At 40.7% G+C, this 13,396-nt stretch carries 16 protein-coding genes; 6 read left to right on the top strand and 10 right to left on the bottom strand.

Features of this window, described 5'->3' with window-relative positions:
* Positions 1–5 precede the first annotated feature (5 nt).
* A complete protein-coding gene (locus HC643_RS26935; RefSeq protein WP_038083471.1) occupies positions 6–311 on the bottom strand; it encodes a hypothetical protein in 306 nt (101 codons plus the stop codon).
* Between the two features lie 276 nt (positions 312–587).
* On the opposite strand from HC643_RS26935, the gene HC643_RS26930 reads away from it, so the two are divergent.
* The gene (locus HC643_RS26930; RefSeq protein WP_038083473.1) at positions 588–1,268 is read left to right on the top strand and encodes an SDR family oxidoreductase; all 681 of its coding nucleotides are present in this window, start codon (positions 588–590) and stop codon (positions 1,266–1,268) included.
* Between the two features lie 189 nt (positions 1,269–1,457).
* Here HC643_RS26930 and HC643_RS26925 read toward each other — a convergent pair whose 3' ends face one another.
* Entirely contained in the window at positions 1,458–1,898 is a 441-nt protein-coding gene (locus tag HC643_RS26925; protein WP_038083475.1) for a secondary thiamine-phosphate synthase enzyme YjbQ, read from the bottom strand.
* A gap of 7 nt (positions 1,899–1,905) precedes the next feature.
* Positions 1,906–3,075: a pyridoxal phosphate-dependent aminotransferase gene (locus HC643_RS26920; protein ID WP_038083477.1), complete on the bottom strand. Its 1,170-nt coding sequence runs from the start codon at positions 3,073–3,075 to the stop codon at positions 1,906–1,908.
* 357 nt (positions 3,076–3,432) lie between these two features.
* Here HC643_RS26920 and HC643_RS26915 point away from each other — a divergent pair, with 357 nt between their 5' ends.
* Positions 3,433–4,011, top strand: a complete 579-nt coding sequence (locus HC643_RS26915; RefSeq protein ID WP_038083479.1) for a Uma2 family endonuclease — start codon at positions 3,433–3,435, stop codon at positions 4,009–4,011.
* 4 nt (positions 4,012–4,015) lie between these two features.
* Here HC643_RS26915 and HC643_RS26910 read toward each other — a convergent pair whose 3' ends face one another.
* From HC643_RS26910 to HC643_RS26900, 3 genes are all read right to left on the bottom strand, one after another.
* Entirely contained in the window at positions 4,016–5,419 is a 1,404-nt protein-coding gene (locus HC643_RS26910) for a cytochrome P450 (protein ID WP_038083481.1), read from the bottom strand.
* Positions 5,420–5,610: 191 nt separating this feature from the next.
* The gene (locus HC643_RS26905) at positions 5,611–6,174 is read right to left on the bottom strand and encodes a 3'-5' exonuclease (RefSeq protein ID WP_038083483.1); all 564 of its coding nucleotides are present in this window, start codon (positions 6,172–6,174) and stop codon (positions 5,611–5,613) included.
* On the bottom strand, positions 6,164–6,646 hold the full coding sequence (locus HC643_RS26900; RefSeq protein ID WP_202048659.1) for a hypothetical protein: 483 nt from the start codon (positions 6,644–6,646) through the stop codon (positions 6,164–6,166). The genes HC643_RS26905 and HC643_RS26900 overlap by 11 nt, the downstream gene beginning before the upstream one ends.
* Before the next feature lie 134 nt (positions 6,647–6,780).
* On the opposite strand from HC643_RS26900, the gene petN reads away from it, so the two are divergent.
* Positions 6,781–6,870 (top strand): cytochrome b6-f complex subunit PetN, encoded by a 90-nt coding sequence (gene petN / locus HC643_RS26895; protein ID WP_072040835.1) that lies wholly within the window; start codon positions 6,781–6,783, stop codon positions 6,868–6,870.
* A 7-nt stretch (positions 6,871–6,877) separates the two neighbouring features.
* Entirely contained in the window at positions 6,878–7,048 is a 171-nt protein-coding gene (locus tag HC643_RS26890) for a hypothetical protein (protein ID WP_167844760.1), read from the top strand.
* Positions 7,049–7,220: 172 nt separating this feature from the next.
* On the opposite strand, the gene HC643_RS26885 is transcribed toward HC643_RS26890, so the two are convergent.
* Positions 7,221–7,559, bottom strand: coding sequence for a carbon dioxide-concentrating mechanism protein CcmK (locus HC643_RS26885; RefSeq protein WP_038083486.1), 339 nt, complete (start codon positions 7,557–7,559; stop codon positions 7,221–7,223).
* A gap of 129 nt (positions 7,560–7,688) precedes the next feature.
* Here HC643_RS26885 and HC643_RS26880 point away from each other — a divergent pair, with 129 nt between their 5' ends.
* Positions 7,689–8,624: an RpnC/YadD family protein gene (locus HC643_RS26880; protein WP_038083488.1), complete on the top strand. Its 936-nt coding sequence runs from the start codon at positions 7,689–7,691 to the stop codon at positions 8,622–8,624.
* Between the two features lie 100 nt (positions 8,625–8,724).
* Here HC643_RS26880 and HC643_RS26875 read toward each other — a convergent pair whose 3' ends face one another.
* From HC643_RS26875 to HC643_RS26865, 3 genes are all read right to left on the bottom strand, one after another.
* Positions 8,725–10,134 (bottom strand): NAD(P)(+) transhydrogenase (Re/Si-specific) subunit beta, encoded by a 1,410-nt coding sequence (locus HC643_RS26875; RefSeq protein ID WP_038083489.1) that lies wholly within the window; start codon positions 10,132–10,134, stop codon positions 8,725–8,727.
* Positions 10,135–10,383: 249 nt separating this feature from the next.
* On the bottom strand, positions 10,384–10,674 hold the full coding sequence (locus HC643_RS26870) for an NAD(P) transhydrogenase subunit alpha part 2 (protein WP_038083491.1): 291 nt from the start codon (positions 10,672–10,674) through the stop codon (positions 10,384–10,386).
* Between the two features lie 97 nt (positions 10,675–10,771).
* Positions 10,772–11,932: a Re/Si-specific NAD(P)(+) transhydrogenase subunit alpha gene (locus tag HC643_RS26865; protein ID WP_038083514.1), complete on the bottom strand. Its 1,161-nt coding sequence runs from the start codon at positions 11,930–11,932 to the stop codon at positions 10,772–10,774.
* An 816-nt stretch (positions 11,933–12,748) separates the two neighbouring features.
* On the opposite strand from HC643_RS26865, the gene HC643_RS26860 reads away from it, so the two are divergent.
* A complete protein-coding gene (locus HC643_RS26860; protein ID WP_038083494.1) occupies positions 12,749–13,261 on the top strand; it encodes a DUF2808 domain-containing protein in 513 nt (170 codons plus the stop codon).
* Positions 13,262–13,396: the final 135 nt, after the last annotated feature.

Below are 13,396 nucleotides of genomic sequence, written 5' to 3'. Positions count from 1 at the left end.
AAACGTTAAGCTCTAGGTTCTTCGCCCTCAACATACATTGGTGGCTCAATTGCAAAATTATTCAACTGACCTGCTTCATCAATTACATATCCATCTGTGGTATGTAATGTACCTTCTTCTTGCTCTTCAAAAGCCTCAAGTTGTTCTTTGTTCAATTCTGTTGGGGTATTGGCGGGAATTCTTTCATCTGGTGCATTGACTCCTACTGTCTGTGCTAGTTGTACCCCGTAGTGGTCGTCACCAGGAGCGCCTCTACCAATTTCTGCTTGTGCTGGATCTTCTGGCAATGCTTGCTTTTCTGGATTATTCATAAAATATTTCCTTCCTTTTAGGTTGCTTTAAAAGTGTCAATTATGACTGTGACGCCCGACTTGTAAAGTCAAGTATTGGATTTCCTATTAAATTATCTTGACTGGTATTCACTTTTACTCCTTCGTGAGAATTAAATAACTCTGCTTTAGGTAATAGATCCATCATTAAAATTTTTGATAAATATAAATTATGAAATTTTATGTATGGCAACGACATAAAAAAGATATATTTATAGATTGTAATTTGTTCTACAACAGCTACTTGAACTTAGATTTATGACAACTACATCCTACATTTTTCTAGCAGGCGCAAGTCGTGGCGTTGGTCGAGAAATTGCTAAGTGTTTGAGTGAGCAACAACTAAAAATAAAGTCACTTTTGAGAACGGAAGTGGCTCGTACCGAACTGGAAGCTATAGGTATTAAGGTCGTTCTAGGAGACGCTTTAAATATAGGAGATATAGAAAATGCTATATTGACTGAAGAACCGATTGATGCAGTCATCAGTACAATTGGTAGTTTACCTCAAGATGAAGAAAAAGCAGATTATATAGGTAATAAAAATCTCATTGATGTGGCAGTCAAAGCAGGAGTCAAAAAGTTTATTCTCGTTTCTTCCATTGGTAGTGGTAACAGTATCGTTGCTTTATCACCCCAAGCTCTTGAAACATTAAGACCGGTTTTAATAGAGAAAGAAAAAGCTGAAAAGTATCTTATTGAAAGTGGATTAACATACACAATTATTCGTCCTGGTGGTTTAAAGTCAGAACCAGCAACAGGAAATGGAGTTTTAACTGAAAACCCAAATATTGCAGGTACTATCCATCGTGCAGATGTTGCTCAATTAGTTTGTCGCTGTTTAAATTCTGAAAGGGCTAACAATAAAATCTTGTCAGCAGTGGATGAAAATATGTTGTTTGGAAACCTAATATTTGAGAAGTTTAGCTTAGATGAATAGAATACCGATTGAAAAAATGTTGGCGATGGTATAACACCCATGCGAATAGAATTCGCGGCTATACAGACAAAACCCGCCTGCGCGGGTTTAAGAAACCTAACTTTCCAATTTGTCCGCGCAGGCAGACTTCTTTTGTGTAGATGCGAATTCCAGTCACTTTCCAAACATTCTCTATAGAGTTAAATATTTTCACTCTCCAGAAATTTGGCAAAACACCGTCCTTTTCCGAGGTCCATCTAACTCGAAAAGTAAGACAGATTGATAAGTTCCTAAAGCAAGTTTACCATCTACAATAGGAACAATTTCACTTGTACTTAAAGTCATTGCCATTAAATGAGAATGAGCATTCATCGGTTCATCGGGAGGTATGTTTGGTCTTAAATGCAGGTCATTGTGTAAGTAGCGGTCAGATTCTGGTGCCAACTTCTGCAAGTAAACTTTGATGTCTGCTAATAACCTCTCTTCATATTCATTAATAGCTAACGCTGTAGTTGTATGACGAGAAAAGACTAACAGCTGACCGTTTTGAATAGAAGTTGAAACCAGAATCGCCTCAAGTTGTGGTGTGATGTTGTGAATGTTAATTCCCTTATCTGTTTCAATTTCGATGAATTGATTAACTATTGGCATATAATTTCTATCTCTTAACTAGAGTTTGCAAGCCCTTAACCAATCGCTCAATACCTTCTTCTGCTGTGTCTTTTTGCAACGCACCGCAAGCAACGCGGAGGTAACATCCATCTTCCATCCCAAATGTGTGCCCTGGAATCACTGCTACTTGATGTTCTTGAATGAGGCGTTTGGTTAACTCAAAATCGTTAAGATCGGTATGAACTTTGAGGAAAAAGTAAAAAGCTCCATCAGCAGGAACAATTGTACATATGTCTTGCAATCGATTCAGGGATTTGAGTACAACTTCTCTCACTTTTGCGATCGCTTCAATATGATTTTTCAAGAAATCTTCTTTTGCCTGTAGTGCTCCAAAAGCTGCATACTGAGAAACGACGGGCGGACAAATGAGAATTGTATCCTGAACTTTTTTAACAGCAACCAACAGGTGTTTGGGAATCACCATATAGCCAATGCGCCAACTAGCAAAGCCATAAGCTTTAGAAAAACTGTAAAGAGAAATTGTGTAGTTGCGACTTCCAATGAATGCACCCGGAGAAACGTGCTGGACTCCGTTATAGGTGAAGTACTCGTAAGCTTCATCGCTGATATGGTAAATTCCGCGATCGCGACAAATTTGATTGACTTGGCGCAATGCTTCTTCTGAATACACGGCTCCGGTGGGATTATTTGGAGAAACCGTCAGCACAGCCCGTGTTTTGGAAGTGATGGCTTGGGCGATCGCATCTGGGCGCAGTTGGTAATTTTCATCTGTTTTGACGAGGACTGGACGACAACCCGCCATCACAATAGCCATTTCATGATTGAAATAATATGGCGTATTGAGAATAATTTCATCCCCTACCGAAGTAATAGCAAGCACGACATTCATAAACGCCATATTGCTACCTGCGGTTACAACAATACTGTTGTCTCCATTAATTTCAATACCATTAAAAGCCTCTAATTTTGCCTTTAAAGCAGTTAGCAATAGCGGAATTCCCTCTACTGGCTGGTATAAATGATTGGTTGGTTCAGATAAAAATTTAGGCAAAAGCTCTATTGCTTCAGGAGGTGGGCTATAGGAAACAACACCCTGTCCGAGAGAGATAGTTCCGGGATTGTTCCGAATGAGTTCACCAATTACAGGAATGATAGGCGACTGTACCGCCTGCATGCGTGAGATGAGAGATTCCATGCGAGGTCATATTTGAGTCAACCTTTATTTTCTCTCAAAAGTGCGATACACAGAGGCAGCAATTTTGGTTAGAGAGTGGGGGTTGCGATCGTACCAAAAGTAATTACCTCAGCTTAAACAAGGTCAAAGTGGATTATCAGAAGCATTGTCTTGGTGTATTCAAGTGAGTGTTTAGTTTAAGAATTCCTTGAGCTTGTAGTGCATTGCGGAACTGGGAGTTTAACAATGTGCTGTTAGGTGCGACTAAGAAGGTGGATTTATCACCGATGTAAGACTTTCGCCAAAATTCTGAGTACCTTTAGTCAAAGAAGTGTCAAAATGCAATATATATAGTTGTTGATTAAGTCTTAACTCATCATGGACTCTATTACCCTTCAGCTTAAACCTGTCATTGAACTCACCGATGAGCAATTTTATCTCCTATGTAGAAAAAATCCTGATGTAAAATTTGAACGTAATACTCGGGGAGAACTCATTATTATGGCTCCAACAGGAGGAGAAACAGGAAATTACAACGTAGAAATGGCAGCTGATTTTGTCTTTTGGAATCGACAAACTAAACTAGGCAAAGTTTTTGATTCTTCAACTGGCTTTAAACTTCCTAATGGTGCTGACCGTTCTCCTGATGTCACTTGGATAAAAAAAGAAAGATGGGATTCCCTCACTCCCGAACAAAGAGAAAAATTTCCACCCATCTCTCCCGATTTTGTTTTAGAGTTAATGTCCCCATCCGATACTTTAGAACAAGTGCAAGAGAAAATGCAGGAATATATGGAGAATCAAGTGAAACTCGGCTGGTTGATTGATAGAAAAAAACGCCGAGTAGAAATCTACCGATTGGGCAAAGAAGTAGAAATTTTAGAATCTCCAACAGAACTATCAGGGGAAGATATTTTACCTGGCTTTGTCCTAAATTTGGAAAGCATTTGGCAGTAATGTTCTAACTTTTAACTGATAGTGCAGTAGCTTGTGAAGACTTTTCTAATTGACGTTTTCCTCTCACTATCATCTTCACTTTATCCCCAGGAGCAAGGGTAACGCCCCGTCGTTGAGGTTTTTCTAATTGATGGCTGGCTAGCTCAAACTGATAGCGTGAAAGAAGAGTTGCCAAGACTAGCTTCAATTCAAACTGCGCTAAAGCTTCACCAATGCAGCGACGCGTACCGCTACCGAAAGGCATGAACTCATAAGGAGAAAATTGACGTTCCAAAAAGCGTTCCGGTCTAAACTCGTTGGGCTGCGGATACAAATCTTCTCGTTGATGCAACAGATAAATGCAACCGAAAAGTAAAGTGTTGGGATACAGCTGGTGTCCGAGCAATTCTACGGGTTCTTGAACTTTTCGGGCGAAAGTTAACATGACTACCGGATGAATCCGTAAGGTTTCATGACAAACAGCTGTGAGATAAGGTAGTTTAACGATGCTCATTGGATCGGGTGAATCGCCAAGCAAGCTGAGTTCGTGAAGGAGTTTTTCACGGACTTCTGGTAAACGGTGAATCCAGTACAATCCCCAAGCCATAGCTGATGCAGTAGTTTCATTTCCCGCTAACAGCAGAGTTATTAATTCATCTCGCAACTCTCGATCTGTCATTGATTGACCCTGTTCATCTTTTGCTGAAATCAGCAATGAGAGAATATCAACGCGATTTGGATCTGCTTTTGCACGGCATTCAGCAATCTCTGTATAAAGTATTTCATCAATTTGCTCCCTCCAACGTAGAAACTTTCCCCAAAGGCTCCAAGAGCCTAAATCCTTTTGTAGAAAGGGAAAGAACAATAAACTAGAAGTTAGAGGAGATTGAAAAACATCTGTTAACTGCCCGAGTAAATGCTTGAGTTGTTGGTAACGTTCTCCTTCAGAAACACCAAAAACAGTCTGTAACATGACTTGCAGCGATATGTCCTGCATTGCATCACGAATTGAAAAGGGTGTGTTCTGAGGGATGAGATCGTAAACTTTTTTAGCAAGAGAGCGGATTGTCTGTGCATAGGCTCGCATGCGATCGCCATGAAACGGAGGCATCATGAGCTGCCGTTGCTGTCTGTGATGTTGTCCGTCCAAAATCAGGACTGAGTTTTCTCCAACTAAAGGTACTAAAATCTTGTTTTCCTTGCCTGGGCTTGTATACTTCTTTCTAGCGTTAGTTAAAATTTCCTGAATTGCTTGAGGATGGTTTACAAATACTAAAGTGTCCCCAAAACCAACTACCTCACCTGTAAAAATATCGGGATATTGCTGAACAGCACTTTCCATATATCCTACAGGGTTAACCACCCATTGTATTTTTTGCAATAAAGGTGGAGTTTTGAGTCGATTGGGTAATGGTATCTGATTTTTCATAACAAAACTTTGCCAAATAAATTTTTAATTTGTCCTGTTAAAAGCACAAATCCCTATATAGCAATCTTATAATATTCATGAAAAATTTTCAGAAACACTCTAAAGCATGCAATGCCTACTATAGGTGTATTTCACAAATCAAATAGAATTGCTCTATTACTAACTAGTTTAGCTTTACGAGCGCGACTCTTTTATTTTGGTTTCTGAGTTTTCATATATCGATATATAGCTGCAATATTACGAGCATCATCGATTCCACGATGGTGTGTTCCTTGCAATTCTATACCAAGATGTTGAAGTGCTTTTGCCATGCCAAAGCCTTTGGAAACCCCAAGATATTCTGAAAATTCATTTTTTATATTTCTGTGTTCCGAACCAAAAGGATAGGGAACTTTATGAAACTCACAATCTTGGAGAAATTGTTTTTTATCATAATTTCCCCAAGAGCAAAATATATTTCTGGGAAATAGCTCTATCCATTCTTTAAACTGAGAAATTACTTCAGGAAAACCAGAAGCTTTATCAACATCTTCCTGTCGAATCGTTGTGAGTTCTGTACAAAACTTTGTCAGTTGCGGGTGTCTTACAGGTTTGACAAATTGCTGAAACTCTGAGTCTATTTCCCAAGTGGAACTGTTAAGCATCACTGCACCAATCTCAATAATTTCCATTTCCCCACTGGGAATAAAACCATCATCAGAACACGTGGCTTCTAAATCGACTATTAAAAAATAACTGGCTCGATTAGTTGTCATAGAAAAGGTCATTGGATTGAAAAGTTTTAATCCAGCCTGAGCGGAAGGCAGTATCGATCGCAAATGCAGCTAATCCAAACCACAATATACTCTCAATACCCATAATAACCAAAGGTAAAAGACTGTTAGAACAAGAAAGCCCACTGTCTACTTGAGTTAAACCTCTAACTAAGCCAAACGCTAACACACCTCCAGACTTTAGTTGGAAATTTCGCTCTGAACGTATAATGTAGCGATACGTTACGCCAAATAGCAAGCCACAAAAAGCAGCAATACCAGCGCTCGTGAACCAACGCAAATCTAGTTTACTTGAGGGGAAGGTACTGAGTATCTTGAAGTCCTCTATGGGGAGCCAGTCATTCACTAAAGTTGTTATCAAAAAAGCGATCGCAAGGCACAAACAACCCAGTAACCCAGCTTTTAAGGATTCGATGCGTTCTGCCATCAGTTGAGGATCTAAAACTTTGTTCACCGTTTTCGTTCTAAATGATTGGGTAGGCATTGCACATCAATCATAAAGCTTTGAGCCACAAACTTCAGTTCAGTCCACGGTTCCAGTATCATTAAGATTGAAGTTGTTTCGTAAATTTGTTTAAAAGTACCGCTATGGACATTTTGACACTAGGCTGGGTTTCTCTACTGGTTGTTTTCACTTGGTCAATTGCAATGGTAGTTTGGGGTCGCAACGGACTCTAAGGGAATCGTGGAAAGTCCATTTCTAAGTATTTTGGCTTTAGTTGCTGCGGTACTGCTCGTTACAGTTACCGGAGGGATTGGCTATCTGACACTGGCAAGTTGGCGCGATCGCCGTTTGCAAGAACAAGAAAAACGCGAATTACGACGTTCTGCTCCCAATCCTAAAAAGCGGAAATGAATCTTTGGCTTTGCTGGGGGAGAAGATCTGTTTTCTGAGTTCGATTGTGTCTTACCGGGGACACGATTTGTCGTGTCCCTACACTGTTTTGGCGTGCGATCTTGACTCTTTAAAAAAAATTTTCGCTCAACTGCACTAGATGCAGAGGACATTATATATAGTTGGAGAAATATTAAACGGAGAGCGGAGGGGGAAACCGGATTTCTGAATGAAACTGCTCGACGTTTGCCGTGCGATAAATTGGTAAAGCATATTCGAGATTTTCATGGGGACGAGCGATCGTGTGATAGGAGAGTACCTCGCCGCCATTAACTCGCGGAACTGCCTTTAATCCTGCACCAACAGCAACATTGACCTCACCTATTTCTCCCCGTATCAATACTGTAATGCGTCCTAAATCGGTATTTTCGTAGCCTACTAGAGTTACACGAGCTGCTTTACACATTGCGTCTGCTGCTTCCAACGCTGTAGGAACGCCATAGACTTCAATCATTCCAAGTGCGAGTGTCATAGTTTAATTACGTAGAAATAAAAATAAAAAATGTAAGTTTTTTTCTGAATTTGTTTTTTCTCATGTATTTACAGCAGTATATTATGAGACAATTCGTTTTTGTCTCCCTTTTCTCTGTTAATAAATATTATGAACGAGGTCAAAGCCAATTATGATGAACCGTGGAAAGAAGCATTGGGAGAATACTTCGAGCCTTTTTTGCAGTTATTTTTCCCTAAAGTTCATAGCTTAATAGATTGGAGCAAACAGCCGCAATCACTAGACAAAGAACTCCAACAGATTACCGCATCATCTGATTCTGGTTTACGGATTGTGGATAAATTATTTCAAGTGTGGCGAGCCGACAATCGAGAAACTAGGATATTAGTTCATATCGAGGTACAAAGCCAAGATGAGTCAGAATTCGCCAAACGGATGTACATTTATAATTACCGAGCCTTCGATCTTTACGAGCAGCCCGTGATTAGCCTTGCAGTATTGGGAGATGAGGTTCATAATTGGCGACCCTCATCATATGGTTATAATTTAGGTGGTTGTGAAATCAGCCTGAAGTTTCCCATTGCTAAACTATTAGATTATGAAGCACAGTGGCAAGATTTAGAGAAAAGTACAAACCCTTTTGCAGTCATTGTCATGGCTCATTTAAAAACCAAAGCTACTACAGGTAACTCACAACAAAGAGAACAGTGGAAGTGGAATTTAGTGCGCGGACTATATGAGCGGGGTTTTGAGAGGAAAGATATTATCAAACTCTTTCAAGCAATCGACTCTATGATGAATTTACCACAAGAGTTACAGCAAAGCTTTGAACAAAAGTTAACTCGTTACGAAGAGGAAAGAAAAATGCCCTTACTTAGCAATATGGAATTGAGAGGAATTGAAAAGGGAACTAGACAAACCTTGCAATCAAATATTATTAGTCTCTTACAGAAGCGATTTAAAGTAGTACCGGATGAATTAAGTAAATCCATCAATGACATCGACGATATTTCAGAATTGCAAAGACTGCTTTTAGAGACAGTCAGCATCAACTCAGTAACGGATTTTCAGCAATTACTCCCATAACAATTCCCTGTTTTTATTTCGATAAAAATAAATACAAATAAACGCAGATGAACGAAAAAATATCAGCGTCCATCTGCGTTTAGGTGTGGTTAATAAGTCCTTACAATTGTTTCACTTCACTAACCAACTTCGACACCATATCTTTAGCACTACCGAAAAGCATCGTAGTTTTATCCTTGTAGAATAAATCATTATCCACGCCAGCGAAACCAGCACTCATACCGCGCTTGATTACAATCGCATGCTTTGCCCTATCTACCTCTAAAATCGGCATCCCATAGATAGGACTGTTGACATCACTTTGTGCTGCTGGGTTAACTACATCATTTGCCCCAATCACTAACGCTACATCTGTTTGCTCGAACTGGGGATTGATGTCATCCATATCGTGGAGTTGCTCGTAAGGCACATTCGCCTCTGCCAGCAACACGTTCATGTGACCGGGCATTCTACCAGCAACAGGGTGAATTGCATACTTCACATCAACACCCATACGCTCTAGTTGATCGGCTAACTCGCGAACGCTGTGCTGTGCTTGCGCTACCGCCATCCCGTAACCGGGAACAATAACGACAGAACGAGCATAACCCAACATCATCGCGCCTTCTTCTGGATCTATGCTGCGGACAGTTTTATCAGTTGTCGCCGTACCAGCAGCACTACCAGCACCTGTTGCTCCACCCGTTCCAAACGCATCAAACAGTACGCTGATGAGAGAACGGTTCATTGCCTTACACATAATTTCGGTAAGGATAATACCGGATGCTCCAACCAAAGCACCAGAAATGATGAGCATATTGTTCATCACCACAAATCCAGCAGCAGCAGCAGCTAATCCTGAAAATGAGTTCAATAATGAAATCACCACAGGCATATCGCCACCACCAATGGGAATGACAAACATCACACCCAATACCAGGGAAACGAAAACGATTCCTAAGAATACAGGTAAGTTATTTGGTGCGACTAGCATATAGGCACTACCTGCCAAATACGCAAACAGGAGGAAAGCATTAAAAGCTTTTTGGAAGGGGAATGTAATTGGAGCACCACTCATAATGCCTTGCAGTTTTGCAAAGGCAATGGTGCTACCCGTAAAGGTGACACCACCAATCAACACATCCAGAAGCATCGAGATATTGGCATCAAGGGTGACTCCACCAGAAGTGCTTAACAACCGCCAAAACTCTGCAACGGCGACGAGGGCTGAAGCCGCACCTCCCAAGCCGTTTAGCAAACCCACCATTTGGGGCATATCTGTCATTTGGACTTTGTAAGCTGCGATCGCACCCAACACCGAGCCAATCGCCAAGCCCAACAAAATCATTTCATAGTTCAGTACGTGTTGGTCTAGCAGTGTTGCCACAATTGCTAAAAGCATACCCACTGCTGCAACAACATTACCTTGGCGTGCTGTTGCGGGTGAACCCAACTTTTTCAAGCCCAGAATGAATAAGGATGCAGCGACTAAGTACGCAAGCTGAATCCCTGTAGGAAGAAAATTGTTCATAATTGCTAATTGCTAGTTGCTAATTGCTAATTGCTAATTGCTAATTGCTAATTGCTAATTGCTAATTGCTAATTGCTAATTGTTAATTAAGTAGAGAGGCGCAAAAAAACCGAAGTATGTAACGAAAAGTAAAGTTACCTAAAAACCTCTTCCCTTCTGCCATCTACCCTCTGCCATCTGCCTTGTCATGACGACAATTTTTAACACCGACTTACTTACCATTAGCTGTTAGCTATTAGCCATTAGCCATCAGGTATTAGCCTTCTTCTTAAACATTTGCAGCATCCGATCTGTGACTAGAAACCCACCCACTACGTTTACGGTTGCTAGTACAATAGCAATCAAACCAAGAATGACTGAAAGATTCCACTCTTTTGCACCGGAAGCGACTATCGCTCCAAGGACTGCGATTCCAGAAATCGCGTTTGAACCGGACATCAGGGGAGTGTGGAGAGTTGGGGGTACTTTGTTAATGACTTCAAATCCCGTAAAAGATGCTAATACAAAGACAAACAAAGCTGCAAGTAATGCTTCTGACATTGATAAATTCCTAGTTGCTAATGGCTAATTGCTAACTGCTAATGGCTAATTGCTAAGGGCTAATTTTCTCTATTAGCCATTAGCAATTCCTTTTTTGTCATGCTACGCTGCTTAAGGCTTTTAAGGCGTCGCTGACTCGCTGGTTGCGAATTGCGCCTGCATGGGTAATGCAAGCTGCATCAACAATGTCGTCACCAAAATTCACCTGTACGCCTTTGTCTTTAATCAAAAGTTGCATCAATGATGCTATGTTCTTGGAGTACAACTGGCTGGAGTGGACTGGCATGGATGATGGTAAGTTGATGGGACCAATTACAGTCACTCCGTTCCAGATAATGTCTTTGCCCGGATCGGTACAAGCACAGTTCCCACCTTGTTCGGCTGCAATATCTACAACAACTGAACCTGGTTTCATTTGCGCCACCATTTCTTCAGTGACTAGAATTGGTGCTTTTTTACCAGGAACTTGCGCTGTAGTAATCACAACATCGGCGTTTTTGACGTGTTCGGCTACAACTTCTTGAGTCCGCTTTTTGCTGGCTTCGGAGATTTCTTTAGCGTAGCCTCCAGCCGCAGTTGTTTCTTCTTCTAGCTTGATTTCAACAAATTTTGCCCCCAAGCTTTGTACTTCTTCTTTAACAGCAGGGCGGATATCAAACGCTTCTACGATCGCTCCCAAACGTCTTGCTGTTGCAATGGCTTGCAAGCCTGCTACACCAGCACCCATGACAAAAACTTTTGCAGGAGCTATGGTTCCTGCTGCAGTTGTCAACATGGGAAAATATTTCGGTAATGCTGCTGCACCAATCAAAACAGCTTTATAACCGGCTATTGATGCTTGCGACGATAAAGCATCCATACTTTGGGCTCTTGTCGTCCGGGGAATCATCTCCATACTTAGAGCAGTAATTTTGCGCTCTGCAAGTTGTTGCGCTGTCAATGGATTGCCCAACGGATTCAGAAAGCTGATGAGAATAGAGCCTTCTCTTAGCAAGTCAATTTCAGAACGTCCGTTTTCTCTTTCTTGCGGTGGGCTGACTTTGACCAGAATATCTGCTTCACTCCACAACGTAGAAGTATCAAATATAACTTTAGCTCCTGCTGCTTCATAAGCAGCATCAGAAAAGAAAGCCCGCTCACCTGCACCCGCTTCTACCCATACCTCCAAACCTTGTTTTACCAATTTAGCAACGGTGTCAGGAATTAAGGCAACTCGACGCTCACAAACTTCTATTTCTTTAGCGACAGCTATTCTCATGCAATCTCCTTGCGAATAAATACTTATATCTTCTGCCATCTCTGAAAATTTTCTGATGAGGCAACAAGCGCGTCTGTGGTGCATGAGCGTTGGCTCTCAGCAATTAGCTAGCTAGTATAACTTAACCTTCGCTTCCGCACTCTTGAATTTATTAGCCCTTCAGGTAAGGCAGAAGGCAGAGGGTATGAAGCAGAAGGAGAGAAAAATTTTTAAGTTATGCCCCTGTGCCTTCTGACCAGCGTACTTCTGCCTTATACAATCTAATTTCACCTTACCCTTCACACTTTCTTGGGTCCTCTATTGCTCATCCTAGTTTGATCCCCAAATTTTGCCTCGTTGTCTTCAACTTCTTTTAGGGATTGAAAAATTTTGTTGCCTTTTTTTTACATACCGCAATACTAGTCAAATTCTTCTCTAAAAGTTATTAGCAAAAATTGAAAAAACTTTTGCTTTGAGTAAAGATCATTCTACTCAATCTAGTTCAAGTTAAATCTTAATGTCTTTAATAACTGACTGAATTTTTATAACAGAATTAATATATTTCGATACACTTTTATATATTTATTAATAAAATCTAGTAAAAACAGTATTTTTACTAGGGGTAGCAATGGCTTTCAATAACAAGTTAGAAAAATTACTCTATTACATAAAATAACCATAAATATACTTATATGGCACATTTCCAACTTATGTTACGTCCATTGTTGATAATCAGTAGTAAAGTTTAGTTACAGTGTTGTGTAGCCGTTAGTAGTTAATCATTGCTTATCTACTAACTATTAACCAAGAGTAATTTTCTGCCTCAGGAGCTTGACCATGCGACGTTTACTTTCTGCTTTAGCCATAACTAGCTGTTTGCTGGCAAGTGTTCCAGCGATCGCTTTGGCGGAAGGCTTACCCGGATTCACATTATTTAGTGGTGTTAAAGGTGAAAACCAACTCCCCTTCCGATTGGACTTTGGCGGTCAAACGAATGGCTGGGATCGCTATCGATTAAAAATCCCCAATAAAAAGCTCAAAAAAGCGGTTGCTCAATTTGTAATCAGTTACCCGGAGTATTACAAAGGATCGTTCGATACCAAGAAGATGGAAATACGGGTTAAAGGTAAAGCAGTTCCCCTCTCTGAGGTCAAGTGGGACAAAGACAATCACGTGATTACAATGTATCCCCAAGAGCCAGTACCAGCAGGTAGCAATGTAGAATTGGTTCTCTCTAACGTAAAAAACCCAGCATCAGGCGGAATGTTTTACTTCAATTGCCTCATTCAATCCTCTGGAGATGTACCGCTCTCCCAGTACCTTGGGACGTGGATTCTCAGCATTAGTTAGGGACGTCTGGGGACAAGGGAGAAAGTTATACGTTGTCTCCCTAACCCCCAATCCCTCTCATTCCCATTCTTTATTGATTATGATAAAATTGTAAATTGTGACTTTTTTTTATAAAAATCATCTAGAGAGGGCACA

It is taken from the genome of Tolypothrix bouteillei VB521301, assembly GCF_000760695.4.
Classification (GTDB): Bacteria; Cyanobacteriota; Cyanobacteriia; order Cyanobacteriales; family Nostocaceae; genus Scytonema; species Scytonema bouteillei_A.
The sequence above is the reverse complement of the archived record's forward strand: the minus strand, read 5'-3'. Positions and strand labels throughout refer to the sequence as shown.

Coding starts and splice junctions, on each gene's coding strand:
- HC643_RS26915 (WP_038083479.1), top strand. CDS start 3,433: ATGGACTCTATTACCCTTCAGCTTAAACCTGTCATTGAACTCACCGAT.
- petN (WP_072040835.1), top strand. CDS start 6,781: ATGGACATTTTGACACTAGGCTGGGTTTCTCTACTGGTTGTTTTCACT.
- HC643_RS26905 (WP_038083483.1), bottom strand. CDS start 6,174: ATGACAACTAATCGAGCCAGTTATTTTTTAATAGTCGATTTAGAAGCC.
- HC643_RS26925 (WP_038083475.1), bottom strand. CDS start 1,898: ATGCCAATAGTTAATCAATTCATCGAAATTGAAACAGATAAGGGAATT.
- HC643_RS26870 (WP_038083491.1), bottom strand. CDS start 10,674: ATGTCAGAAGCATTACTTGCAGCTTTGTTTGTCTTTGTATTAGCATCT.
- HC643_RS26865 (WP_038083514.1), bottom strand. CDS start 11,932: ATGAGAATAGCTGTCGCTAAAGAAATAGAAGTTTGTGAGCGTCGAGTT.
- HC643_RS26910 (WP_038083481.1), bottom strand. CDS start 5,419: ATGAAAAATCAGATACCATTACCCAATCGACTCAAAACTCCACCTTTA.
- HC643_RS26880 (WP_038083488.1), top strand. CDS start 7,689: ATGAACGAGGTCAAAGCCAATTATGATGAACCGTGGAAAGAAGCATTG.
- HC643_RS26885 (WP_038083486.1), bottom strand. CDS start 7,559: ATGACACTCGCACTTGGAATGATTGAAGTCTATGGCGTTCCTACAGCG.
- HC643_RS26860 (WP_038083494.1), top strand. CDS start 12,749: ATGCGACGTTTACTTTCTGCTTTAGCCATAACTAGCTGTTTGCTGGCA.
- HC643_RS26930 (WP_038083473.1), top strand. CDS start 588: ATGACAACTACATCCTACATTTTTCTAGCAGGCGCAAGTCGTGGCGTT.
- HC643_RS26920 (WP_038083477.1), bottom strand. CDS start 3,075: ATGGAATCTCTCATCTCACGCATGCAGGCGGTACAGTCGCCTATCATT.
- HC643_RS26935 (WP_038083471.1), bottom strand. CDS start 311: ATGAATAATCCAGAAAAGCAAGCATTGCCAGAAGATCCAGCACAAGCA.
- HC643_RS26875 (WP_038083489.1), bottom strand. CDS start 10,134: ATGAACAATTTTCTTCCTACAGGGATTCAGCTTGCGTACTTAGTCGCT.